We start from the raw sequence: 13,026 nt of genomic DNA on the forward strand, positions 1-13,026 counted from the left end.
GCCGTGTCATACGTCGATCCGCTGGAAGATGTGCTGGTACGGCACGATGTCGTCAGGGAACTCGGCTGCCATGCGCTGGAACTCCGGGCTGCCGAACGCCGTGGCAAGAGCCTCGGGTGGGTGTCGCCGGCGCCCGCGTCCTGGGGATACCAGCGGTTGCGGCCGACGACCGGGCGGGTGAGCCCGCGGGCTCAGGTGAGAGCGGTGACCAGCAGGGCGAAGGCGGCGATGATGACGGCGACGCGGACGTAGTGGAAGCGGCCCCAGCGGTTCAACTGCTCCTTCCAGTCGGCGGGTCGGTTGTCAGGGGTCCACATCTTGTTCCGGTTGTTGATCGGGACGAGCAGCAGAATCGACATGACCACGCTGAGGATCAGCAGCGCACCGGCGGTGACGACGAGGCCGGTGCCGTGGTGGTGCCATCCGGCGATGGCCCAGACCGCGACGAGGACGAGCGAGCCGATGTACCAGACCGGCATCACGGCGCCGAGCATCCGGCCCCCGTGGGCATGGCCGAGTTGGCCGCTGTCCTCGGGGAGTGCGTTGAGGATCGGGTTGATGACGAAGGCGACGGAGAACTCCACCCCCACCATCACGCCGACGATCACGGTGGTGAACACCTCGAGTGCGTTGAGCATGATGACCCCTTCCGGCATCTAGCGTTGCTAGGCGATGAGGCAACGCTAGTACTGCTGCCGCTCGATTGTCTAGCGGTGCTAGGATCGAATCATGTCGGTACAGGAACGCAAGCAGCGCGAACGGGCGGAGCGCGAGCGCCTCATCGTGGCAACAGCCCGCGAACTCGCCGAGCAGCAGGGCTGGGACGCAGTCACCACCCGCCGGCTCGCCGAGCGCATCGAATACAGCCAGCCCGTCCTCTACAGCCACTTCAGCGGCAAGCGGGAGATCATCGGCGCCGTCGCCCTGCAGGGGGCCACCGAGCTGGCCGTGGCGGTGCGGGCCGCGACCTCCGCCGCGGACAGCCCGCGCGACCGGGTCGCCGCCCTGGCCCGCGCCTACCTCGACTTCGCCGCAGGCAACCCGGCGGTCTACGACGCCTTGTTCCAGCTCGACGGGGGCCTGGCGTATGCCCAGGAGGACACCCCGGAGCCGTTGAAGGACGCCTTCGCCGCCCTGCTGGAGTGCCTCGCCGAGGTCGCCGGGGACGGCATCGAACCGGGGCTGTTCACCGAGGTGTTCTGGGCGTCCTTGCACGGCCTGGCGACCCTGACCCGCGCGCGCCGTCTGCTGCCCGAGGACGCCGAGCCGAGGGTGGAGCTGCTGGTGGACCGGCTCGTCGTGCTCTGACACGCCACCCCGGCGCGGCACGCGGCCGGGGCCTTCGCGGCCCGCCGCTGCCTGCCTGCCTGCCTGCCTGCGGCAAGGCTTCCGGTCACTCGCGTCCACGCGGCGCTGCAGATCGCCGGGCCCCGTACCCGGGACGGGCGCCCTCCCCCGGAAGCTGGGATGCTCATTGAGCACGACCCGATACGCGCCCTGACGCCACGTCATTCGCCGGTGCCCCCCTCGTCCTCGTCGAGGTGACCGGTCGCCGGGTCACGCAGTGGGCGCAGGCCCTTGCGTGGCGGGCGGGTGGCGAAGCTGTAGGGGCCCAGGCAGCTGAGGTTGGCGTGCTTCAGCGGGGAGACCCGGGACCCGTAGTCCCCGGTCTCCAATCCGGGCATCTCCGCCCGCCAGACCCCCTGGTCGCCCAGGCCCATGAGCGCATTGCTCCGCTCGGCGTCCGCCGGCCCGTGCGGTTCGGGCGCAGGTCGGCAATGCACGGTCTCCCGTGCGCTGGGTACTCGCTTTTCCCGGCACTCGCGCACATACGCGGTGCGGAGGGACAATACGGACCGGACACGGTACGGCCCCTCCGGCTCCGGTGACGGCGAGGAGGTCGACATGCGAACCCGGGTGCGCGGCTGGCGCTGGCGGCGCAGTCCGCTGCGGCGCCGGTCGGACGTGGTCGAGGCGTGGACGGCGCTGGTCGTCGCCGTTCTGTTGCTGGTGGGCGCTCCGCTGGCGGGGGCGCTTGCGGGCTGGTGGGCCCATGACCAGGAGCGGGCCGTGGCGGCGGCAGAACGCGCCGAGCGTCACCGCGTGCGGGCCGAGGTCGTCGGCAAGACCCCCGGCATGCCGCCCTCGGTGCAGGGCGGCCGGGAGCACTCGTACCGCGTGGACGTGCGCTGGACGGATCCCGCCACCGGCCCGCACACCATCAAGGCGCGCGTCGGGGCGAACACCCGGCACGGCGACATCGTCGACGTGTGGTTCGACGGCAAGGGCAGGACCGTACCCCCGCCGCTGAGCGAGACCCAGATCTGGCAGCGCACCCTGACCATCGGCACCTGTGCCACGGGGGGCGCGGTCGCCGTGGTGCTGCTCGCGAACGCGGTCGTACGCCGCGTGTCCACCGGGCACCGTCTGGTGGAGTGGGAGCGGGAGTGGGCACGGACCGAGCCGGAGTGGACGCGGCGTCGGGCGTGACGCGGCCGCGGACCCGCTCCACCCGTGGCCTGTATCAGGCGGCGAGCCAGTCGGTGTAGCGGGTGGGCGCGAGGTGGGCGTCCTTGTCGGTGAGGACGTCGCCCTTGACCACGGCGAACATGCCCGCGGTGGGGTCGGTGACGACGGTGCGGTTGTCGCCCTTGCGGGACAGGGTGATGCGGCCCAGCTCGTCCAGGGCGAAGATCTCGGGGCCGGCGATACTGCGAATGCCGTTCAGCGGGGCGCCCGCCGCGACCTCCGCCACCGCAGCGGCCACGTCCTTGGCGGCGATCGGCTGGATCGGTGTGGTGGGCAGCCGGACGGTGTCGCCGTCGGCGGTCCAGGACAGAGCGGCGTCCATGAACTCCATGAACTGCGTTGCGCGGACGATCGAATAGGGGATCGGCCCGGCCGCGAGGATGTTCTCCTGGAGCGTCTTGGCCCGGTAGTAGTCCAGCTCCGGCACCTGGTCCGTGCCGACGATCGAGAGGATGACGAAGTGGCCGACGCCGCCCTTGTGGGCCGCGGCCAGAAGGTTGTCCATCGAGGTCTGGAAGAAGGCCGGGGAGGCTTCGTCGAAGGTCGGGGAGTTCGTGAGGTTGACGACGACGTCGGCGCCCGCCACCGCCTCGTCCAGTCCCTGGCCGCTGATGATGTCGACTCCGGTGGACTGCGAGTGCGGTACCGCCTCGTGCCCGGCGGCGTTCAGGATCTTGACGACCTGCGACCCGATCAGCCCGGTGCCGCCGATGACTGCGATCTTCATGGCATGCCTTTCTTTGGCGTTTTGTGCGGAATATGACATATGGCCAACTGTGTGGGTGCGGCAAACAACGGCGCCCGGATCTGCCGAGGGTGGGCGCTGTCAGTAACCGTCGACGAACGTGACGGTCTCGTCGAGCGGAGCCCGGCCCGTATGGACGCGATCCGCCGTGCGGTCCTCGAATCCGATCGACATCCCGCAGAAGAGCATCAACTCGTCCGGGGGCGACAGGACTTCCGCGACGCTCCGGTGAAACTTCGCCCAGGCCATCTGCGGGCAGCTGTGCAGACCTTCGGCACGGAGCAGCAGCATGACGGTCTGCAGGTACATACCGACATCGGACCACTGCGGCGAGCCCATGTCACGGTCGATGTAGCAGAACAGGGCGGCGGGCGCACCGAAGCAGTCCCAGTTCGCGGAGGCGGCCCGCCGGTGCGCCTCCAGGTCCTTGCGTGCGATGCCGAGCGCGCCGTAGCGCTGCGCACCGAAGGCGGACCGGCGCTCACCGTACGGGGACTTCAGCGCGGGCGGGTACTGCTCGTACTCCGCCTCGTCCCACGGGTGGCCGGCGGCCAGCCGCTCGCCGGCCCGCTTCTTGACCTCGGCCAGCGGGTCGCCGGTCAGCACGTAGGCGTGCCAGGGCTGGATGTTCGATCCGGACGGTGACCAGGCCGCGGCGGACAGGACACGCTCCAGCGTCTCCCTCGGGACCGGCCGGTCGGTGAATCCGCGCACCGCCCGCCGGCTCGTGACCGCCTCGTAGACATCCATGACCGTCCGCCTCCCTCTGCACAATGCGCCCGTCGCCCCATTACGTACGATCGAGATAGTATCACTCAATACAATCTCGATCGAGTTTACTGAGAGTTCGCAGACGACCATGGCGCGGGCGCGCTTACGCCTCGCCGCCCCCGGGATGGGTGAACCGGGTCAGCAGATCCGTGAGCAACTCGGGCTCGCCGGGCCCCAGTTCGGCGATCAGACGCTCGGCCGGCGACTCCGCTGCCGCATGAGCCGCATCGAAGAGTTCAAGCCCCTGAGGCGTGATCTCGACGGCCCGCGCCCGCCGGTCCCCCGGAACAGCTTTGCGTACGGCCAGCCCCTTGCGCTCCAGGTCGTCCACGACCCGCATGATTCCCGCCTTGTCGGACCCCGTCGCGGCCGCCAAGTCCCGTTGCACGGTGGGCCCTTGGTTGACCAGCACGATCAGTACGGCGAAATGCCGCAGCTCGATGCCGAGCGGCCGGAGCGCCTCCGTCATCACCGCGGCCGCGTGCCAGTGCGCCCGGCGCAGCAGCAGGCCGAGAGCAAAGGGCGATGGATCCCCGGGGCGGTCGGTCGCACGCGAGGCAGTGGTTGCGGGAGGAACGTCGGCGCTCATGGGGGCAGATTACCGCCATCCACTCACTCGAAACCGTCTCACCTGAAACCAAATGCGGACAGACAGCGGATATGTTGATGGCGGACATGTGGATGGCAGACCTGCCGATATGCGGATGCACAGCGCTCGCAGGACTGTCCGGCTATGCCTTCTGCTGCATCCTCCGCGCGATCCGTCCGTGATCCCGAAGCGCCTCCGCCAGCTCCGGCAGCTCCGACTCGCCCCGGTCGATGAGCACCCGGCCCCCGACCACCGTCGTCCAGGCGCGAGCCGGCCCGCAGCGCAGCCACGCCTCGACGGGATCGCTCAACGCGCCCGCGAGGGCGACCTCGTGGAGGTCCCAGACGACCAGGTCGGCGCAGGCGCCCGGGCGCAGCTGCCCCAGTTCGTCGGCGCGGCCGAGGCAGCGGGCCGAGCCGCGGGTCGCGAGGTCGAGGGCGTCGCGGGCGGTCATGGCGCCCGGTCCGCCGCGGTAGCGGCCCAGCAGCAGGGCGTTCCGCGTCTCCATCCAGAGCGAGGCGTGGTCGGTGGAGGCGGAGCCGTCGCAGCCGAGGCCGACCGGCAGGCCCAGCTCGCGCATCTCCTGCACGCGCGCGGTGCCGCCACCGATGAGCATGTTGGAGCTGGGGCAATGGGCGACACCGACGCCGGCGGCCCCGAGGCGGCGCAGTTCGTCGTCGTTCGGATAGATGCAGTGGGCGACCCAGGTGCGGTCGCTCATCCAGCCGCAGTCCTCGAAGTACTCGACGGGCCGGCAGCCATATGTCTCCAGGCAGTAGGTGTCCTCGTCGCGGTCCTCCGCGAGGTGCGTGTGCAGGCGCACGTCGTAGCGCTCGGCGAGCTCGGCACTCGCCGTCATGACCTCCTTGGTCACCGAGAACGGCGAGCAGGGCGCGAGTGCGACGCGGATCAGTGCGCCCGGCTTCGGGTCGTGGTGGGCCTTGATCAGCCGCTCGCTGTCGGCGAGCACCTCGTCCGTGGTCTGGGTGACGCTCCTGGGCGGCAGACCACCGTCCTCGACGGAGCGGGTCATGGAGCCGCGGGTCGCGTGGAAACGGAAGCCGATGTCGCGGGCGGCGCGGATCTCGGCGTCGACGAGGTACGGGCGGGGGTGGACGTAAAGGTGGTCCGAGGAGGTGGTGCAGCCGCCCATCAGCAGCTCGGCCATGCCGACGTACGCCGAGACGTAGGCGGCCTCCTCGTCGAGGACGGACCACAGGGGATAGAGGGTGGTCAGCCAGTCGAAGAGGGTGCCGTTCACGGCGGGGGCGTAGGAGCGGGTGAGGTTCTGGTAGATGTGGTGATGCGTGTTGATCAGGCCCGGGGTGACCAGCCGTCCGGCCGCCGAGACGGTCGTACGGGCCTCGGGCTCGGCCCCGGCAGGACCCACGGCGGTGACCCGACCATTCGTGACCGCCACCCAGCCGCCGGGGATCTCCCGGTCCCCGTCGACGACCAGCAGCCCGGCGTCCTTGACCAGCAGATCCACGGCTGACGACATGGCGCCCATCGTAGACAGGTACGGCTGGAAAGACCTGGCGAGTCGTCCGACCACCCACGTACGGTGTGATCATCCGCACTGTCTCTTCGTCCTCTTCGTCACCGTCCCTATGCAAAGGCGGTCCTACATGGCCCTGTTCGACCTCCCCCTCGACGAACTCCACGAGTACCGCAGCGCGTCCGTCGAGCCCGAGGACTTCGACGTGTTCTGGTCCAAGACCCTGCAGGAGGCCCGCGAGCACGACCTGGACGCCCGTTTCGAACCGGTCGACACGGGCCTTACGACGGTCGACGTGTACGACGTGACGTTCGCGGGGTTCGGCGGACACCCGGTGAAGGGCTGGCTGACGCTGCCCGCCGCGGCAGAGGAACCGATACCGCTGGTCGTGGAGTTCATCGGATACGGCGGCGGGCGCGGCCTGCCGCACGAGCACCTGCTGTGGGCGTCCACCGGACGGGCGCACTTCGTCATGGACACACGCGGGCAGGGCAGCGCGTGGGGTGGGGGCGGCGGCACCCCGGACCCGGTGGGCGGTGCCCCGGCCTTCCCCGGTTTCATGACCCGCGGCATCGACGCACCCGAGAACTACTACTACCGCCGGGTGTTCACGGATGCGGTGCGTGCCGTCGAGGCGGCCCGCTCGCATCCGCTGACCGACGCCTCGCGCACGGTCGCCCTCGGTTCCAGCCAGGGCGGCGGCATCACCATCGCGGTGGGCGGCCTGGTCCCGGATCTGACCGCGATCGCACCGGACGTGCCGTTCCTGTGCGACTATCCGCGCGCCGCGACGCTGACGGACCGGCACCCGTACCGCGAGATCGGCCTGTTCCTCAAGACCCACCGCGGCCGCACCGCGGACGCCCTTCGCACGCTCTCGTACTTCGACGGCGTGCACTTCGCCTCCCGCGGGCGCGCCGCCGCCCTGTTCTCGGCGGCCCTGGAGGACCAGACCTGCCCGCCGTCCACCGTCTTCGCCGCCTTCAACGCCTGGGGGCACGACGACAAGGCGATCGAGGTGTACGACTTCAACGACCATGAGGGCGGCGGGCCTTACCAGGAGGCGGCCAAGGTGAAGTGGCTGAGTTCGTACGTGTGAGGAGCGAGCGGTATGGAGACGCGTGAGGCCGCCGAACGCTTCGTCCGGGTCCGGGAGCGGGCGTGGGCGGTGCACGACGTGGATGCGTGGTTCTCGGCGCCGGTTGTCGGCCAGGACGGCTTCGCCGTGGCCGAGTTCCCGGTGCCGGGCGCACCGCTGACCGCCGAAAGGACCGCTATTCGACTGCGGGCCGTCTGTGGCTGATCGCGCAGTTCCCCGCGCCCCTTCAGGGCGCGGTACCGCACGGGAGTCCGCCGGATCCGCGTGGCCGAGGAGAACGGCCACCGTCACCAGGAGCCCGCCGGGAAGCTCTTCCTCCCCCGACCTTCCCTCCAGTCCGACCAGTCGGTACGTTCAGGGAGCCCGGGCCGCAGCGTGGCGGCCCGGGCTTCCGGCGGACGACGGAGGGCCCATGTCGGAGCGCGAGCAGCCAGAGGTGCACGGTCACTGCGACGAGCGGTTCGCGGCGGTGCGGACGGCGTTCGAGGAGAACTTCCGGGACCGCGGTGAGCTCGGTGCCGCGGTCGCCGTCACCGTCGACGGCACGACGGTCGTGGATCTGTGGGGCGGCTGGGCCGATGCGGCCCGCATGCGGCCCTGGGAGCGCGACACGCTGGTCAATGTGTGGTCGACGACGAAGGGCCCCGTCGCGCTGTGCGCGCACATCCTCGCCGACCGGGGGCTGCTCGACTTCGACGCGCCGGTGGCCGCGTACTGGCCGGAGTTCGCCGCGGCCGGCAAGGACAAGATCCTCGTACGGCATCTGCTGTCGCACCGGGCGGGACTGTCCGGGCTGCGCGAGCCGCATTCGCTGGAGCAGCTCTACGACTGGGAGCTGACCACGCAGCGGCTCGCGGCGATGGAGCCCTGGTGGGAGCCGGGGACGCGGTCCGGGTATCACGCGCTCACCTACGGCTTCCTCGTCGGTGAGGTCGTGCGACGCGTCTCGGGGCTGCTGCCGGGGGCCTTTCTGGAGCGGGAGGCGACCGGGCCGCTGGGGATCGACTTCACCGTCGGGCTGCCCGAGAAGGAGGCCGGGCGGGCGGCCGAGCTCGTGCATCCGCCGGCCGCTTCGAGCGGTGAACAGGCCGCGATCTTCGGCCAGTTGAAGCCGGAGGCCCTTGCCGCGCTGGCCAATCCACCGGCGGGCGCGGACGAGGCCAACACGCCCGAGTGGCGGGCCGCCGAGATCCCGGCCGCGAACGGGCACGGCACCGCACGGGCGGTCGCCGCGCTGTACGGGATCTTCGCGGGCCGGGGGACGTATGGCGGCCACCGGATCCTGTCAGCCGAGGCGGCCGAGCGGGTGCGTGAGGGGCAGGGGAGCTGCCGGGACCTGGTGCTCGGCTCGGGGTTGCAGCACGACACGGAGCTCGGGCTCGGCCTGTGGCTGAGCGGCCCGAACGGCTCGTACGGGCCCAACCCGCGGGCTTTCGGACACGACGGCTTCGGCGGCTCCTGCGGTCTTGCCGACCCGGAGGCGGGGGTGTCCCTGGGCTATGTGATGAACCGGATGGGGCCTCATATCGCCGACGACCCGCGGAAGACGGCCCTGATCGACGCCCTGTACAGCGCACTGTGAGCGGCGGTCCGGGCGGGCCGGTTTCGGCCGAACCGGCAGGCCGGTCTTCCCTCGTGGTTTAGACCAATGCTAGATCTGGTGACGCAATCAGCCCGCACGGCTACGGCATGTCACCAAAACAGGAGGCGCGGCATGGCCCGCACCACCCCGCACGACCCCCCTCGCACCGATGGGGATCCGCTGTACTGGCGGGTCGCGTTGCAGCTGCTCGGCGAGCTGCGCGACGGCACCGTCCCGCCCGGTGAACGGCTGCCGAGCGAACGGCAGCTGGCCGGACACTACGGCGTCAGCCGGGAGACCGTCCGGCAGGCGCTGGAGGTGCTGCGCCGGGACGGCCTGGTCGCCACCGACCGGCGGGGCAGCCACGCCACGCTGCCCGGCCTGCCGGTGGAGGCCCCCTCCTCGCTGGCCTTCCCGGTCGGCGCCCGGCCGGCGGACCCGGGCGCGGTGGACCGGGCCAGGGTCACCTGGGAGACTCCCCCACCGGAGCACGCCGAGGCCCTCGGGCTGGCCCCGCACCGCCCGACCCTCGTGCACCGCTACGAGTCGGCCGACGCCGACGGCCGCGGCCGCCGCACGGCCGTGACGTCCTTCTCCGCCGTGGCGCTCTCCGAGGTCGAGGAGCTGGCCCGCTACCGCGACCGCGCCGACGGCGCGGCCTCGGCCCAGCTGCGCCGCGCCTACGACTGGATGCGCCAGGCGGGCCTGACCCTGCACCACCGGGACTCCATCACGCCGCTCGCGGACGCGCCCTCGGTGCTGGTCACCCGGCGCGTGCACGACCAGTACGCACGGCCGTTGGAGATCACCGACCTGGTGGTGGACGCCCAACAGGGCGCCCTGGTCTACGAGTTCACGCTGCCCGCGGCGGGCTGACCGCCGGCCGGGAGCCGGAAGTACAGCCGGTAGCGGCCCAGGGTGCGGCACGGGTAGTCGTACCAGTCGCGTGCGTCGACGAGTTCGGCCTCGCGGGACCGGTCGCCGAGTGCGTCACCGAGCAGAGTGATGTTGCGAGCACTCACCACTGCAAGGACGGCGTCACCCGCGTCCAGCCCGTCCCGCACAAAACCGGTGCTCGCGGCAAGGAAGCCGTCGTCCGAGCCGTAGCGCAACGCCTGGTGGACGAAACCGGTCATATCCCTTCTCCTTGAGGCTCGATGCGCAGGCCCGGGACGCGGTCCCAGCCGGTCACCCGCATCACCCGCTGGACGTGCGGAGCCACCCCGGACAGCTCGAGGGTGCCGTCGGCCGCGTACAGGGCGAGCGCCGTGAACATCAGCAGCCGCATCGCGCCGACATCGATGAAGTGCAGGTCGTGGAGGTCGACATGGGTACAGGCGCCGTTCGCGGTGCGGGCGCGGGCGCGGGCCGTCTCGGCGTGCAGTGCGCGGGCGACGGCGGTGACGTTGCTGTCGTCGACCTCCCCGGAGAGGGCGAGGCCCGGGGGTGCGAAGGTGCGGGTGATGGCGAGGAGATCGTCGCGCCACACCTCGTCGGCGGCGACCCGGCCGTGGTGCAGTCCGGTGAGCGGGGTCAGCTCGCTCTCGTCGAAGACCCGGCGGTCGTACTGGCAGATCCCGAGCACCGGCAGCGAGGCGAACACGGATTCGAGCAGAAGCTCGCTGTCGTGCAGCGTCTTCAGGCCCTTTCCGGCCTGGGCGCGCAGTATCTCCGTGCACACCCGCAGGCCGAGGTAGCCGTCACCGACCGCGCGGCGCGTCTCTCGGCGGATCACCTCGTCCAAATCCCACAGCCCCTCCGGGGCGGCGACATGCGGGTCGACGCACAGCCGGCCCGCGGCGATCTCCTCGTCGACCCGGCAGCCGTGCTCCTCCAGGAAGGAGAAGGCGACCCCTGCCGGGATGTCTGCGGGTGGCAGCAGGAACCCTCGATGCCCGCTGGCCAGACCGTCCAGCAGGAACGCGGCAAGGACGGTCTCGCGCTCCTCGTCCGTGTCGTAGCCGAGGAGCAAGTGGTCTCCCTGGCGCATCTGTCCCACAGTTTTCAGGGTGGGTGTGACGGCCATCCCCGAACCTCCTTCGGTGGACGGAGCGCTTCCACGCTACGCCGGAAGCAGCCCCGCCGTGAGGGGTTAAGGTGTCCGCCATCGATTCCGTTGAGGGGGAACGATGGCGGCCTCTGTGCAGGGCGGGAGGATCGGCAACCTTCCCGCCGAGGCGAACGCGTTCGTCGGCCGACAGCTCGAACTCGCCGAGATCGCGGGGCTGTTGGGGACCGAGCGACTGGTGACGCTGACGGGGCCCGGGGGTGTGGGCAAGTCCCGGCTGGCACTGCGGGCCGCACATGCCGCGAAGGCCGGGCTGCCGGGCGGGGCGTGGCTGGTGGAGCTGTCGGAGCTCCGGGACCCGGATCTGCTGACGAACACGGTGGCGCAGGCGACCCGGCTGACCGAGCAGACGCTGCAGCCCCTGCTGCAGGCGGTCTGCGAGCATCTCGCGGGGGCGCCCGTGCTGCTCGTGCTGGACACCTGCGAGCACGTCCTGGACGAGTGTGCGCGGGTCGTGCAGGAACTCCTTGCGAACGTGCCGGAGTTACGGGTTCTGGCCACCAGCCGGCAGCCGCTGGGCGTGCCGGGCGAGCATCTGCTGACGGTGGCGCCGCTGCCGCTGGGGGAACGCGACGACGCGGTGTCGCTGTTCACGGCCCGGGCGGCGGCCGCGGTGCCGTCGTTCGCGCTGACCGATGCCAACCGGGCCGATGTGGCTGCGGTCTGCGCCCGTCTCGACGGGATCCCGCTGGCCCTGGAGCTGGCCGCCGTACGGCTGCGCGGTTTCCCGCTGCACCGGCTCCTGGAGGGCCTCGACTCCCGCTTCGACCTGCTTGTCTCGCCCGCCCGGCCGCGTCTTGCCCGGCATCAGACGCTGCGCACCGCGATCGGCTGGAGCCATGAGCTGTGCACCCCGCTGGAGCGGCTGCTGTGGGCCCGGCTCTCGGTGTTCGCGGGCGGCTGGGATGTGGAAGCGGCCGAATTCGTGTGCCATGGCGGCCCCTTGGACGCGGAGGAGATCCTCGCCCTGCTCGCGTCGCTCACCGAGAAGTCCATCGTCACCCGCGACGGCGACGGGGCGGCGGTGCGCTATCGGATGCTCGACACGGTCCGCTCGTTCGGTGCCGAGTGGCTGGCCGGCCTCGGCGAGGTGGAGGCGGTCCGCCGCCGCCACCGGGACTACTTCCGCTGGATCGCCCGCCAGGGCGAGGCGGAGTGGCTCGGCCCCGGGCAGCGGATGTGGGCCGAGCGGCTGACCGCGGAACGCGCCAACCTGCGCCTGGCGATCGAGGAGTGTCTTGCGGCGCCGGAACCCGAGACAGCGCTCGAACTCACCGGCTCGCTCTGGTTCTTCTGGTTCGCCTGCGGTTTCACCGAGGAGGGCCGTGGCTATCTGGAGCGGGCGCTGCGCCGCGCACCCGACGGCTCGGGGCCCGAGCACACCCTTGCGGTCTGGGCCCATCGGCTGGTCACGGTCGTCCCGGAGGATCTGGATGCCGCCGAGTCGGTCAGCGCCGCCTATGTGTGGCTGGCCGATGAGCGTCAACTGCCCGTGCCTGCTTTGCCGTTGACGGGCGCGAGCCTTGCCGTGCGGGGCGAGTCGGCACGGTCCGCGGTGCTGTACGGGAGGGTCGGACAGGCGCCCGCGGCCGACGGCGGCGCCGAGTTCTTCCAGCTGCTCACACTCGCCCTGCAGGCGTATCTGCTGGCCAGCCAGGCCGCGTTCGAGCGGTGCGCGGCGGTCGCGGAGCGGCTGCGCACCGAGTGCGCCAAGCGCGGGGAGCTGTGGATGCGGGGCTGGGGCGACTTCTTCGTCTCGCTCGCCGGGATCGGTCTCGGCCACTCGGACGAGGCGCTGCTCTCGGCGCGCGAGGCGCTGACCGCCAAGTGGCGGGTGCACGACCGGCTCGGCGCCGCCGCGGTCGCCGACCTGCTGGTCGCAGCGCAGGCCGCGCGCGGCGAGGAGGAGCTCGCCGCGCGCCTCCTGGGCATCAGCCGACGCCTGTGGCACGCGGCGGGCCTGCCGCAGCTCGGCAGACCCGACCGGACGGTCTTCCACCGCGAGTACGAGCGCCGGCTGCGCGCCTCGCTGGGGGACGCCCGTTTCGCCGAAGTCGTGCGAGAGGGGTGGGAGTTGGGGCCGGACGCGGCGATCGCGCTGGCGCTGGGCGGCGTGTCCGACGTGTCCGGGCCGTGACCGGTCCC

The 13,026-nt window shown here is 71.4% G+C and carries 15 protein-coding genes; 7 read left to right on the forward strand and 8 right to left on the reverse strand.

From position 1 onward, the window contains the following. Positions 1-191: 191 nt before the first annotated feature. Positions 192-638 carry an anthrone oxygenase family protein gene (locus tag P2Q00_RS05620; protein WP_275770161.1) on the reverse strand — a complete coding sequence of 149 codons (447 nt, stop codon included), beginning with the start codon at positions 636-638 and terminating at the stop codon, positions 192-194. 91 nt (positions 639-729) lie between these two features. Between P2Q00_RS05620 and P2Q00_RS05625 the strand changes: the two genes are divergently transcribed. Further along, complete coding sequence (locus tag P2Q00_RS05625) at positions 730-1,308, forward strand: TetR/AcrR family transcriptional regulator (RefSeq protein WP_275770163.1); 579 nt, start codon at positions 730-732, stop codon at positions 1,306-1,308. A gap of 200 nt (positions 1,309-1,508) precedes the next feature. On the opposite strand, the gene P2Q00_RS05630 is transcribed toward P2Q00_RS05625, so the two are convergent. Continuing rightward, the gene (locus tag P2Q00_RS05630; RefSeq protein WP_275770164.1) at positions 1,509-1,784 is read right to left on the reverse strand and encodes a hypothetical protein; all 276 of its coding nucleotides are present in this window, start codon (positions 1,782-1,784) and stop codon (positions 1,509-1,511) included. Between the two features lie 121 nt (positions 1,785-1,905). On the opposite strand from P2Q00_RS05630, the gene P2Q00_RS05635 reads away from it, so the two are divergent. Beyond that, the gene (locus tag P2Q00_RS05635) at positions 1,906-2,490 is read left to right on the forward strand and encodes an Rv1733c family protein (RefSeq protein ID WP_275770165.1); all 585 of its coding nucleotides are present in this window, start codon (positions 1,906-1,908) and stop codon (positions 2,488-2,490) included. A 34-nt stretch (positions 2,491-2,524) separates the two neighbouring features. Here the strand turns inward: P2Q00_RS05635 and P2Q00_RS05640 are convergent, their stop codons facing one another. The 4 genes from P2Q00_RS05640 to P2Q00_RS05655 all read right to left on the reverse strand — a co-directional run bounded on the left by P2Q00_RS05640 (position 2,525) and on the right by P2Q00_RS05655 (position 6,135). Then, positions 2,525-3,256, reverse strand: coding sequence for an SDR family oxidoreductase (locus tag P2Q00_RS05640; protein ID WP_275770166.1), 732 nt, complete (start codon positions 3,254-3,256; stop codon positions 2,525-2,527). Between the two features lie 99 nt (positions 3,257-3,355). Continuing rightward, the gene (locus P2Q00_RS05645) at positions 3,356-4,024 is read right to left on the reverse strand and encodes a nitroreductase (RefSeq protein WP_275770167.1); all 669 of its coding nucleotides are present in this window, start codon (positions 4,022-4,024) and stop codon (positions 3,356-3,358) included. A 124-nt stretch (positions 4,025-4,148) separates the two neighbouring features. Continuing rightward, positions 4,149-4,634: a MarR family winged helix-turn-helix transcriptional regulator gene (locus tag P2Q00_RS05650; RefSeq protein ID WP_275770169.1), complete on the reverse strand. Its 486-nt coding sequence runs from the start codon at positions 4,632-4,634 to the stop codon at positions 4,149-4,151. Positions 4,635-4,776: 142 nt separating this feature from the next. Beyond that, positions 4,777-6,135, reverse strand: a complete 1,359-nt coding sequence (locus tag P2Q00_RS05655) for an 8-oxoguanine deaminase (RefSeq protein ID WP_275770170.1) — start codon at positions 6,133-6,135, stop codon at positions 4,777-4,779. Between the two features lie 127 nt (positions 6,136-6,262). Between P2Q00_RS05655 and P2Q00_RS05660 the strand changes: the two genes are divergently transcribed. The 4 genes from P2Q00_RS05660 to P2Q00_RS05675 all read left to right on the forward strand — a co-directional run bounded on the left by P2Q00_RS05660 (position 6,263) and on the right by P2Q00_RS05675 (position 9,689). After that, positions 6,263-7,231, forward strand: a complete 969-nt coding sequence (locus P2Q00_RS05660; RefSeq protein WP_275770172.1) for an acetylxylan esterase — start codon at positions 6,263-6,265, stop codon at positions 7,229-7,231. 12 nt (positions 7,232-7,243) lie between these two features. Then, on the forward strand, positions 7,244-7,435 hold the full coding sequence (locus P2Q00_RS05665; protein WP_338059293.1) for a hypothetical protein: 192 nt from the start codon (positions 7,244-7,246) through the stop codon (positions 7,433-7,435). A gap of 208 nt (positions 7,436-7,643) precedes the next feature. Continuing rightward, positions 7,644-8,813: a serine hydrolase domain-containing protein gene (locus P2Q00_RS05670; RefSeq protein ID WP_275770173.1), complete on the forward strand. Its 1,170-nt coding sequence runs from the start codon at positions 7,644-7,646 to the stop codon at positions 8,811-8,813. 132 nt (positions 8,814-8,945) lie between these two features. Next, positions 8,946-9,689, forward strand: coding sequence for a GntR family transcriptional regulator (locus tag P2Q00_RS05675; protein ID WP_275770175.1), 744 nt, complete (start codon positions 8,946-8,948; stop codon positions 9,687-9,689). Here the strand turns inward: P2Q00_RS05675 and P2Q00_RS05680 are convergent. After that, positions 9,659-9,949, reverse strand: coding sequence for an MEDS domain-containing protein (locus P2Q00_RS05680; protein ID WP_275770177.1), 291 nt, complete (start codon positions 9,947-9,949; stop codon positions 9,659-9,661). The genes P2Q00_RS05675 and P2Q00_RS05680 overlap by 31 nt on opposite strands. Then, positions 9,946-10,839: an MEDS domain-containing protein gene (locus tag P2Q00_RS05685; RefSeq protein ID WP_275770179.1), complete on the reverse strand. Its 894-nt coding sequence runs from the start codon at positions 10,837-10,839 to the stop codon at positions 9,946-9,948. The genes P2Q00_RS05680 and P2Q00_RS05685 overlap by 4 nt, the downstream gene beginning before the upstream one ends. Positions 10,840-10,942: 103 nt before the next feature. On the opposite strand from P2Q00_RS05685, the gene P2Q00_RS05690 reads away from it, so the two are divergent. Continuing rightward, on the forward strand, positions 10,943-13,018 hold the full coding sequence (locus P2Q00_RS05690; protein WP_275770181.1) for an ATP-binding protein: 2,076 nt from the start codon (positions 10,943-10,945) through the stop codon (positions 13,016-13,018). Positions 13,019-13,026 lie beyond the last annotated feature (8 nt).

Origin of the sequence: Streptomyces coacervatus (assembly GCF_029223485.1) — a bacterium.
Taxonomy (GTDB): Bacteria; Actinomycetota; Actinomycetes; order Streptomycetales; family Streptomycetaceae; genus Streptomyces; species Streptomyces coacervatus.